Origin of the sequence: Flavonifractor sp. An306, from assembly GCF_002159455.1 — a bacterium.
In the GTDB taxonomy this organism is placed as follows: Bacteria; Bacillota; Clostridia; order Oscillospirales; family Oscillospiraceae; genus Flavonifractor.
The window spans coordinates 1-10,410 of sequence record NZ_NFIQ01000099.1 but is presented as its reverse complement, the minus strand read 5'-3'; the positions used below and the strand labels follow the sequence as shown (position 1 = coordinate 10,410).

Genomic DNA, 10,410 nt, shown 5'->3' with positions numbered 1-10,410 from the left:
GCTTGGACGGGGTCAAGCTGGTGGTTGGAGACAAGTGCCTTGGTATGCTGGAGGCTGTGGGAGAAGTGTTCCCCGAAGCAAAGTACCAGCGTTGCACCGTCCACTTTTAGTACAACGCCTCCTTGCCGTTCTGGAACAGCTCCTGGGTGGTGAATGGAACAAAGATGGCTGTGGAGCTGGTGGTCAGCCCCCGCTGAATCTCGATCTGGTTCAGGCCCAGGGGCAGAGAGGACATCAACCCTTCTTCCTGCTGGAAGTCCAGCCGGGTCAGCTGGCAGTTGTACTTTTGGGCAATAGAGCTGGCCTGGAAGATGTTGTTGCCCAGCTGCCTGGGGGTATCCGCCGTGTTCAGCACCAGGAAGGTCACAAGGAACATTCGCTCGTTGCGGCTCTGTAAGTCCTGCAAGAGCTTTTTGGCTTCGGCACCGTAGGTGGCAAGGTCGGAGGGAATAATGTCCATATCGTATCCGGCGCGGACAGCCTTTTTCTGTTCCTCGATTTTGCTCCGGTCCAAGTCGGTGATTTTGCGCTTGACCGTCTTGATGGCCTTGACCTGATCCACCGACTGGATGTGCAGGGTGACAATCAGCGAGCTTTCCATATCCAGAAAATCAGCCAACATCCGGTCATTCAGTTCCGGGGCAAGAATCTGTACAAAGCTGACCGCTCCATACTTTTTGCCCATGCGGAACTGCTTGCCGGTGCGGAACTCAAGGGAGCTGGGGGCGATGAAATCCTTGGTGGACAGCCCACTGGACGGGAGCCAGTCCCACTCAAATCGGAATGGCAGCTGCTCATCCATGTGGAAGATGGAATGGAGCTGTGCCAGCCGCGCCTTGCCATCCAGAGCCTCGGCAGCCACGCCCAGGCGCTTAAAGTTGTTGAGGATGTCCGTTTCGATACGCTCCAGCCGGGGTTTGGCGGCCTTAATGTTGTCAGCGTCGATGCCGAAAGTCAGGTACTTGGTCTTGATAAGACCGTTGTTGCCCCTGGCCAGCTGGTTTTGCAGCATGGTGGTGTACTCCACCCGGATGCTGTCAAAATCGTCTCTCTGGAGAGGGATGGAGATAGCGCGGGCAAAGGTCTCCTCGGAGGCCGCCAGGTTCAAAAAGGACAACTGAAACCGGATGGAACTGTCGAAGTAATTGAGGAAATCACACCAGCCTTCAAAGATTGCGGTTTTGTCCTCATTCTGCGAGAGCTGGTAGTTGATGTCCTGGAACTGGATGGTCTTGGTGTAGTGGCCGTCTGCCACACGGCAGATACCGTCCGGCCACATCTGTTCATAGGGGATACTGTCCTGGGCTGACTTTTCTTTCCGGTTCGTCCGGTTGGCACGAACAATCGCAGCCTCAATCTGCTTTTTATCAGCATGGGACAGCTTTTTCATGACCTTAACCGGCTGATTTGTTTTCTCCGGTTCTTCGCTTTTTCCGAACAGCCGGTGCAGCCAGCTTTTGATTGCCGTGAACAATGTCATACACCTCCTTGTCGAGTTTTTCCTGCCGCTCCAGAACAGCATAAAAGTTGTTGGTCTGATACGGGCGCTGTTTGGGCCGGATCACGGCCACCTTAATGATATTGCCGACAACTTTTTCCAAGGGTTGGCCGTGCTTTTCATACATCGCCAGCAGGAAGAAGGGCAGCATGACCAGCATCATACACATGGCCGCCACGCTATTTCCCACAGGCCCCCGGAGCAAAAAGAACAGCGGTACACCGATGAGCGCACCGCCCGTGAAGCAGACCAGCTGCCGCTTGGTTAAATTGAACGCGACCTTGGTTTTGACTTTCGTCAGGTCTTTGGGTACAGGTACATAAGCCAAAGGGATTGCCTCCTTCCTGGTTAATGTGCATTGAACACAGCCTTTGCCAAGCTGCCGGTCTTAAAGAGGGTAAAGCACAGCAGAACCGTATAGCCCATACAGCTCCAGATAGCCATGATGATATCGGCTTCGGTGGCAATGTTCTGTACCAGTACGGCATAGATCGCCACACAGACGATGATAAGGAACGCCTGAAACCCCAGGGCAATCAGGGAGCGCAGATAATTCTGTCCCATACCGCCGCCCACCTCCCGGCCCATCATGGTAGCCATTGGGATGGGCGCTACTGAGGTCACAAGGTATATTTCCAACATTCTGCCGTAAATGACGATGAAAATGCAGATATACAGCGCCCACATGGTAATGCCGATAAAGATGGATTGGAACCACAGGCCGAACAGCGGTCCCAGGTCCATTTCCATCAGCCGGGATTCCATATCGGTCATGACAGAGGAGATGTCAATGGATGCGTCCGCGCTGATAATGCCCGCCGCTTGCGCCACCACGCTTTGGGCTGCGTCAAACACGCCCATCACGATGTTCCAGGTGTTGGTGACAATGAGAATGGCGGCGGCAGACTTGAACACCCACTTGAAAATCATCCAGGTGTCCACATCGTGCAGGTTGTTTTTGTCCACGATCATCTGAATCAGTTCTGTGGTCATTACAATGGCCAGGATTACACCAGCAATCGGCACCATAATGGAGTTGGACAGATTTTGAATCATGCTGAAAATGCTGCCATTCCAGCCCTGGGGGGTCTGGCCGACTTGTGTGGCGATATCTGCGACCTGTCGGTTCACATTGTCGAACATCCCCGATAAGTTTCCCATGATGCCGCCTACCAGCATTTCTTTCAGCCAGTCAGTAAGGGCATCCAGTAAGAAATCCATACGGTGCAGCCTCCTTTCAGCCGCCCCCGCCTAGAGGCAGGGGCGGCAAGGATTTCTTATGACAGCTTAACGATGGGAACGATCAGACAGTGAACAGACCAGAGAGCAGCGGCACCAGCACCATGCCGACGATAGCCACTCCAGCGCCCGCCATGAGTTGCTTCATGCCCTGGCTCTTTGCTTATGTGTGATAAAGAAGCAATAGAAGTGCAAAAAATTTTGCCGTTCCTATCCGACACTTGGCCATTGTGTCGGATAGGTCGGGCGGTTATTCGGGCAAGTCAATCTTGCCGACAAAGCTGTAATAAATCTCAATGTCCTGCCTGCGGGTGCCGTTCTCATCATAGCTGCACTCATGCACCACAATTTTCTCGATCATTTCCCGCAAGAGAGTGGGGGTCAGTTCTTCAAAGGCAAGGTGCTTGCGGACAATGCCCATAAATTTCTCGGCGTTGACGGTAGCTGCCTGTGACTTGTCCAGTTCGGCTTGCAGGGCGGCGGCTCTCTTTTTCAGCTCCGCTTGCTCGGCTTCGTAGTCAGCCGACAGTTCCATGAAACGCTCATCGCTGATTTTGCCGTTTACATTGTCCTCATACAGCCGCTTGATAATGCGGCTGATTTCAGAAATGCGTTCCTGCGCCTGTTCAAGCTGCTTGATGGCTGCGGCGGTCTTTCGCTTGCCGCCGATCTCGTTCTGCTGGACAAGTAGTTTCACAAACCGGCTCTCATGCTTGGCTGCGTATTCGGTCACTTGCCGGAGATTTGCCAGGACACCAGCGGTCAACAGATCGGTGCGGATAAAGTGCGCCGTACAGTTGCGGGTGCGCTTCTTGTAGCTGCCGCAGATGTAGCAGTCCTGTTTGCGGTCTTTGTTCTGATACCGCTGCTGATACAGCACATGGCCGCAGTCGGCGCAGAACAAAATCCCGGAGAACAGCCCCACTTCATCGTAGCGGTTCGGGCGTTTGCGCTGTTTGCGTAACTCCTGCACCCGTTCCCATGTTTCCTTGTCGATGATCGGCTCATGGTGGTTCTCGAAAATGGCCTGCTTCTCGACGGGGTTCTCTATGCTGTGCTTGACCTTATAAGAAGGCTTTTCCGTTTTGAAGTTCACCAGACATCCGGTGTACTCTCGGTTTTCGAGGATATGAACGACGGTGTTGGTCGCCCATTTGCACTCATAGCCTGGGTGATAACGGCGGGTGCTGCCTGTCCGCTGATATTCCAGCGTCCCCGGCGTGGGGATTTGCTGCTCCGTCAGCATACGGGCAATCTTGGTCGGGCCGTTCCCGGCAAGGCAAAGCTGGTAAATCTGCTGCACCACCGGGGCGGCTTCCTCGTCTATAATAAAATTCTCGTCCTCGTCCATCACATAGCCGTAAACCGGCTTGCTGGTAACAGGCTTGCCGCTCATGCCTTTTGACTTTTTCACTGCCTTGATTTTCTTGCTCGTATCTCTCACCAGCCATTCATTGAACAGATTTCGCAGCGGGGTAAAATCGTTGTCCATGCCCTCGCTGGCACTGTCCACATTATCGTTGACAGCGATAAAACGCACACCCTTTTGAGGGAACAGCATTTCCGTGTAAAACCCTACCTGCAAGTAGTTTCGCCCTAACCGGCTCATGTCCTTGACGATGACCGTACCCACTTTCCCGGCTTCAATGTCCGCAAGCATGGCTTGAAATCCGGGCCGCTGGAAGTTCGCGCCGGAAAAACCGTCGTCGGTGTACCAGCGCAGATTGGTAAAGCCGTTCTGTTTTGCGTAGGTTTCGAGTATCCTTTTTTGGGAAGGGATTTGTCAAGGGTGTTTTCAACATAAAAAATATAATCCCGAATACGACAAACTTGATAATAAGCCAAGCAAATCTGCTGAGCAAGAGTGCATGGCTCTTGCAGCGAGGAACGGATTAGTACTTGGTTATATGAATAATTTGTTGATCAATTAAAAAGGATGTGTCGCAAAACATTAAGTTTTGCGGCACATCCAGCTGGTTGAATGGACCAGAGTGCACAGGCTCCTGCTTTACTGTTAAATTCCGCTGGTACAAACTCGAAGGATTCCTACACACCTCCGCTATCCTTATATTTTCATATCAAAAAACTGCTTTTTCTGTTGTTGCTGAAGGATGTATTCTTCCTCATTCTGATCTTTGATCCATTCTTCCATCCGCAGTCCATCTCGAAATTCTTGCAGCCATTGCCGAGCTTCACGACGTGCTTCGGCAATATCCTGTGTGTAATCTTCCGATGACTTCTCTCCAACAGCTTCCTTATAGTCAAAATCAGACTGATGTTTTTCCAAAAGCTCCTCCTGTTTGTCTAAAAAGCTATTGAAATCTAAACCACCGTATTTGTTTTTGGCTTCTGCACTGCTGTACTCTTTTCTTGTTATTGTTGTTGATGAACCATCTGCATTTACATGAACGGACATCGAGAATTTTACAGCAGGTGGATTGTTTATTGCATTAAATAAATTCGTTCCGATTGTTGTGAGACCATACAGCAAATCGTCTAACTCTTTTGCTTTTTCAGGGTCGTTTGCAGCCTGCTCTAATATTCTTGGGTCAACAGAAAATGATGGCGCTACACCTAAGTTCTCTGGCATTGGCCCAGAGGACAGTGTAAGTCCATACTCTTTATATCGATCCAGCATAAAGTTTGTGAAATTCTCCGTTTTTTGTTTCGTAATCAGTGATTCCGTTGCAGATGATTGCACTTTTGATGTGCTTTCATACATCGCCGCCGGACTTGATTGCAATGCATTCGCTTGTGCAGTGCTTTCTTTTTCGGGTGCTTCACTGTTCTTTACTTGCCGCAGTTTTGTTTGATAGGGATTGAAACCTGTGCTTGTGATTCTCATAATTAGACCTCCATTAGAATATAAATTGCCAAATATCTATAAATCGCATCAATCATTTGCTGATTTTTGCCCTTTTACCATGACGGATAGGATAAACCGCCGTCCATTTACGATACAGTCCATATCACCTCCATACTTTTGAGCGCAACTATGAATATTCCTTAATCCGATACCATGTGCATCTGAATCCGGCTTTGTTGAGCATGGCCAGTCACTATTTGTATCCATTCGCATCACCCCATCAAAACTGTTTTCAATCTCGATAAAATACATTTTTCCTTTCCAAAAAGAGCGGATCGAAATATAGGTATCCTCCTCCGGTTTTGTCCGTCGGAGTTTTTGACAGGCTTCTATGGCATTATCCAATCCGTTGCTCAAAATAATGCCAATGTCGTAAGCCTCGACTGAGATCGTATCGGGTACAATTAATTCGTCTGCAGCCAAACGAATACCGTGAATGGTCTTTTTCGCATATTGAAATTTGCTGTTGATGACCGCATCACTGACCGGATTTCCTGTATGTACACGGTTGTCCAGTTGTTCCACGGAAGTATACATATTCTGAAAATACCGCTCAATTTCTGAACTGATGTCATGCGCAGAATTCTGCTCGTGCAACAGCGTTTGTAGTACAAGCATATGATTTTTCATGTCGTGTTTTACTGCCCGAACGCCGTCGTAAATCGTTTCCATTTCAGCGATAGAATTTTGCAAACTGATGACTTGATTTTCTAGCACCAATTTCTCAGCCCGTTCCTGTTGCAGCCCAATCATCTTCTGGAACATTTCAAAGCTAAAGAGATTGGAGAATAGCAAAAGAACCGCAAGGAGTGGAACGATTAGATAAAGTTCCGGATATTTTTCATAGAGAACAACAACATTACCATTTTCAACGGTAAGAATGAGTAATCTGATCAGCATTGCGGTCATGACACTTGCTGCGACCGGTAATAGATAAGGGATTACATTTTTTTCAAATGGCTGACGATGTCGGTATGTTTTCATAATCCGTCGAATCGAAAAGAATGTCATGCTTTCTCTTACTATACCAACAACAATACTTAGCAGCAGAGGGGAAATAGAAATAAGGCGCAATAACATCCCCAAAGATAAAATCTCTTTACCTGCCAAGATGCTAAGAAGTTGAATGATTTTTGAATTAAAATAGATCACACTGTTGGAGGCCCATATGGATAGCTCGTGAATGGCCGTAAATTGCATCACCAAAAACAGTTTTAGAACCATGCTTCCCTGATACCAAAATGCAGTGAACACAAGCAGAATACAGATATAAAAAAGTAAATTCCATACGGATGAGGGATAGAAATGCATATTCATTGTCAGACAGATTGAATGATACATGACCCATATCATGCTGACAACATATTCACTCCATTTTCCAGTGCTCCATCGCGGCTGTGCAAACGTCTGAAACAAGCGTTGTATAAATACTCCCTCAAAAAGATAAAGGGCGATCATGAATAATTTCATCAAAAGGTCAGACATGACGCGCATCTCCATCCCGCAGAAATCGCATATACTGCTTCACAAAATCCGGATAACTTTTCCGGGTCAAATACGCGATTTCCCCATTGTCCATATAAATGGTTTCAGCATCATATTCCGCCACATGCGCCAGATTCACCAAATACCCCCTATGGCTTCGATAAAACCCTGTGCCAACCTGTTGTTCAAACGCTGACATTGTGCCATATACTGCAACTGTTCCCGTTTTGGTATGGATGATAATTTTTCGCAGTGCATTTTCCAAAAACAAAATATCATCCGTGTCAACAGTCAGGCTTTTATCTCTTGTTTTTATCAAAAGTTGCTTTTTTTTACAGTGTTTTTCTCTTGTAAGTTTCCTCTCGGCTTTACGCAGTATTTCCTGAAGCTTTTCTATTTGAACAGGTTTTAAGAGATAGTGAAATGCCGTTACATCAAAAGCGTCAAAAACATACTCTTTTATTCCTGTAATAAAAACAATCAATACAGTTTCATCCATACTGCGAATCTTTTTTGCAGTTTGAATCCCATTCAGACCATCCATTTGAATATCCAGAAAAATGAGATCAAATGTTTTTTGTGTGTTCAGCAGATCCTCACCGCACCGATAGCATGTCACTTCACAGTCCGGCAGGCATTTTCTGACCATGCCCGCAATCTGCTGTGTGATTTTTAATTCATCATCACAAATCGCAATCTTCAATATAACATTCCTCCTTTCACAAAAGTATATCATAACTGAAACAGCGATCCCATCCATGGAGGTTTGAAATTGTTCTCCAGTCTCTTTGTCCACTTATTTTTGTGTTCGCTTCATGTACTTTATCGGCTGTTTTACTTAAACAACAAAGCCAAATGTAACGAAACATCCATATCATGTCACGAAATCATTTTCTCAAGTCCACCCGCTTTCTATCGTTCTCCATCATCCCGTTGCTTTTGTCCGTTTGACCTCTGGCGAGTAACTTTCCAGACCAGACCTTCCTCGTCAGCCTCATGTAGATACCATGCTGCATTTCGTTTACTGCGCTCCATCATCATGAAGCTGTACCTGTCCCCATAGACTTTTTGTAAACGACACACAACCTCCTGTTCCGCTTGTGGACGAATGGTCTGTCTTGCTTCATAGAGCTGCACCGGATCGAAGCCCTGCGCCTGCTCTCGAAGCCCGGTATACTCGTTCAGGGCGGCATCCAACTCGGCGGAATATTTCTGTTCCTGTTCTTCCAACCGTTTCAGGCTCTGCTCCATGGCGGCAATGTCTTTGGGGAATTTTTCGGCAGCATCTTCCTCGGAATATGCCAGCGACGCCAGAAGCAGATTTTTCTCCGAACGTAGTTCCTCTAAATCCTCTGTCAGAGCCGCAATCTTTGCTGCCAGTTCCCGGTGCCGGAACACATGGACAGCAGAGAGCGCCTTTTTCTCGGAAAGCAGGATGTGGCGCTCTTTCGTCTTATCCCGGATGTCCTTTGCAAGCTGATTGTACTGTGCGAGGGCAGGGCGCAGCGTATTCAGCGAGGTGTTCAGGCGTTCCTTTCCCTTGCGGAGATACCCCAGTTGATAGCAGAACAGTAGCAGATTTTTACGCAGGTTCTCCATGGCCTCGGCAAGTGCCGGGATGGTATTTTTGACTGCCTGCGCCAGCTTTTTGACCTGTCCTCTCAGTTCCCGGAGCAGGGCATTGTCGGCCTTGATCTGCCGGTTCAGTTCGCACCGGTCAGAGATAATGCCCTTTTTCTCCATGGCTCTGGCAACCACACCCTCATGGACCGTAGGCCGCTCCAGCAGACCACGCTCGGCATGGCTGCGGTGGTCGATGCGTTCTTCGTGCCCGGTGCGCTCCAGATGGCGGTTTGCCACATCTGCCCATGCAGCCCGCCACAGAACAAGTTGCTCATCGCTGTTCCAGCGTTCCGTGATGGGATTTTGCCTGCCATATTTGGTGCTTTTGGGGTATTTGGACACCCGTTCATAGCCCTGCGCCTGCGCTGCGGACGGGGCCATATACACCTTCTTTTTGCCCACTTTGTACTGGTACTGTTTTTCCCAGCCGTCGGCCTGCGCCTGTTTGAACTCAGCGGCGGTAAAGCCCCGTTCCTCGCCGTCTTTGACACAGAGATATTCTTTCTCAGTCTTGTACTGCCATTTTCCCTTTTCATCCAGCGGGCGCACCGTCAGCAGGATATGGGCATGGGGATTGTGTCCGGGAGGATACGGGTCATGGATGGCAGCATCGGCGCACATTCCGTCTGCCACAAATTGCTCCTTGATGAAATCTTGCAGGAGCTGGATTTGTTCCTCCCGGCTCAGTTCTATGGGCAGCGCCGCCACAAATTCACGTGCGAGGCGGCTGTCCTTTGCGGTTTCGGTTTCCTCCACGGCGTTCCACAGGGTTTCCCGATCCTGCCACTCTGCGGGGGCCGTGGCTGGCAGAAAAACCTGCCGCCATCCAAGTCCCTGTTTGCGGGTGTAGTCGTGCTGCACTCCGTCATACTCGTTGAGCATCCGGGAACAGCTCAGATAGGCCGCAGCAGCCACAGCGGAGCGCCCGGCTCCACGGCTGACCATCTTGGCCTCCAAATGATAAATCGCCATAAATCACCTTGTCCTTTCTGAAAGGGGTGCCCCGAAACAGGGCACCCTTGTTTTCGCTCAGTACGTCGTGAAATGCGACGCACCACCAGCAGGGGCGGAACGATTCGTTCCACCCCTGTATCTGTGTCAAGCTGCCGGTGGCAGGTTGACACAGGCAGACGGCGGGATGGGGTGGCAATATACCACCCCATGAACAGGGGCTTCCAAAACGGAAACCCCTGCACCGACTGCGTGGACAAGGCTGGCAGTTTGGAAGAAATGCAGCCTTGTCCATCGGCTCCCGCAGGAGCCGCAATCCCCCTCGGACTGCACCCGCAGGTGCGTTTCGGAGGGCAACCGCCGCAGGCGGCTCTTGGCCCGGAGATGAGCGCACGTGCCCGACCAACGGGAGGGCTACCACCGCCTGCTTTAGCAGGTGGTGAGTAAGTGCGCCCTTCGGGATAAAAAAGAGGAAGGCCCCCGGTTTCCCGGAGACCTCCCAGCAGTTTTCAATCGTGTCCTGCCAGCTTTCGCCGCAGGTACTCTTCCAGATTATCAAGCCCTACCGCCTGTACTTCCGGCAGCACTTTTTCCAGTACAGCGCCCTCCTGAATGAGCCGCCTTGTCCGGGCTTTTCGCTCCTTCACCCGGTCCCGTGCCTGGGCTTCCTCCAAGCGGTGCTTTGCCTGCAACAGTTTCTTTTCTTCACTTGTCATGGGATTACCTCCGTTTCTGCCAGATCAGGTCA

Annotated in this window: 8 protein-coding genes and 3 pseudogenes; 1 reads left to right on the top strand and 10 read right to left on the bottom strand. The window is 49.7% G+C overall.

Going from position 1 to position 10,410, the window contains the following annotated elements:
• Positions 1-107 (top strand): annotated as a pseudogene (locus tag B5F88_RS20415) (transposase); the annotation flags it as partial.
• A gap of 5 nt (positions 108-112) precedes the next feature.
• Here the strand turns inward: B5F88_RS20415 and B5F88_RS17340 are convergent.
• The 10 genes and pseudogenes from B5F88_RS17340 to B5F88_RS17295 form a co-directional block, all read right to left on the bottom strand.
• Positions 113-1,390, bottom strand: a pseudogene (locus B5F88_RS17340) (conjugal transfer protein TraE); the annotation flags it as partial.
• 4 nt (positions 1,391-1,394) lie between these two features.
• Entirely contained in the window at positions 1,395-1,826 is a 432-nt protein-coding gene (locus tag B5F88_RS17335) for a PrgI family protein (protein ID WP_087348551.1), read from the bottom strand.
• A gap of 20 nt (positions 1,827-1,846) precedes the next feature.
• Positions 1,847-2,719 carry a CD0415/CD1112 family protein gene (locus tag B5F88_RS17330; RefSeq protein WP_087348549.1) on the bottom strand — a complete coding sequence of 291 codons (873 nt, stop codon included), beginning with the start codon at positions 2,717-2,719 and terminating at the stop codon, positions 1,847-1,849.
• 82 nt (positions 2,720-2,801) lie between these two features.
• Positions 2,802-2,900: pseudogene (locus tag B5F88_RS21605) on the bottom strand (Maff2 family protein); the annotation flags it as partial.
• Between the two features lie 87 nt (positions 2,901-2,987).
• Positions 2,988-4,517, bottom strand: coding sequence for a recombinase family protein (locus tag B5F88_RS17320; RefSeq protein WP_087348548.1), 1,530 nt, complete (start codon positions 4,515-4,517; stop codon positions 2,988-2,990).
• Positions 4,518-4,802: 285 nt separating this feature from the next.
• The gene (locus B5F88_RS20410) at positions 4,803-5,582 is read right to left on the bottom strand and encodes a hypothetical protein (protein ID WP_140402171.1); all 780 of its coding nucleotides are present in this window, start codon (positions 5,580-5,582) and stop codon (positions 4,803-4,805) included.
• 48 nt (positions 5,583-5,630) lie between these two features.
• Positions 5,631-7,088, bottom strand: coding sequence for a sensor histidine kinase (locus B5F88_RS17310; RefSeq protein ID WP_162612231.1), 1,458 nt, complete (start codon positions 7,086-7,088; stop codon positions 5,631-5,633).
• Positions 7,081-7,791, bottom strand: a complete 711-nt coding sequence (locus tag B5F88_RS17305) for a LytTR family DNA-binding domain-containing protein (RefSeq protein ID WP_087348543.1) — start codon at positions 7,789-7,791, stop codon at positions 7,081-7,083. Before B5F88_RS17305 ends, B5F88_RS17310 begins: the two co-directional genes overlap by 8 nt.
• Positions 7,792-8,000: 209 nt before the next feature.
• Positions 8,001-9,683 (bottom strand): MobQ family relaxase, encoded by a 1,683-nt coding sequence (gene mobQ / locus B5F88_RS17300; RefSeq protein ID WP_087348541.1) that lies wholly within the window; start codon positions 9,681-9,683, stop codon positions 8,001-8,003.
• Between the two features lie 488 nt (positions 9,684-10,171).
• Positions 10,172-10,378 carry a hypothetical protein gene (locus B5F88_RS17295; protein ID WP_002596142.1) on the bottom strand — a complete coding sequence of 69 codons (207 nt, stop codon included), beginning with the start codon at positions 10,376-10,378 and terminating at the stop codon, positions 10,172-10,174.
• Positions 10,379-10,410 lie beyond the last annotated feature (32 nt).

Excerpts from the sequence above, each read along its gene's own strand:
- B5F88_RS17310 (WP_162612231.1), bottom strand. The coding sequence starts at position 7,088 with ATGTCTGACCTTTTGATGAAATTATTCATGATCGCCCTTTATCTTTTT.
- B5F88_RS17330 (WP_087348549.1), bottom strand. The coding sequence starts at position 2,719 with ATGGATTTCTTACTGGATGCCCTTACTGACTGGCTGAAAGAAATGCTG.
- B5F88_RS17295 (WP_002596142.1), bottom strand. The coding sequence starts at position 10,378 with ATGACAAGTGAAGAAAAGAAACTGTTGCAGGCAAAGCACCGCTTGGAG.
- B5F88_RS20410 (WP_140402171.1), bottom strand. The coding sequence starts at position 5,582 with ATGAGAATCACAAGCACAGGTTTCAATCCCTATCAAACAAAACTGCGG.
- mobQ (WP_087348541.1), bottom strand. The coding sequence starts at position 9,683 with ATGGCGATTTATCATTTGGAGGCCAAGATGGTCAGCCGTGGAGCCGGG.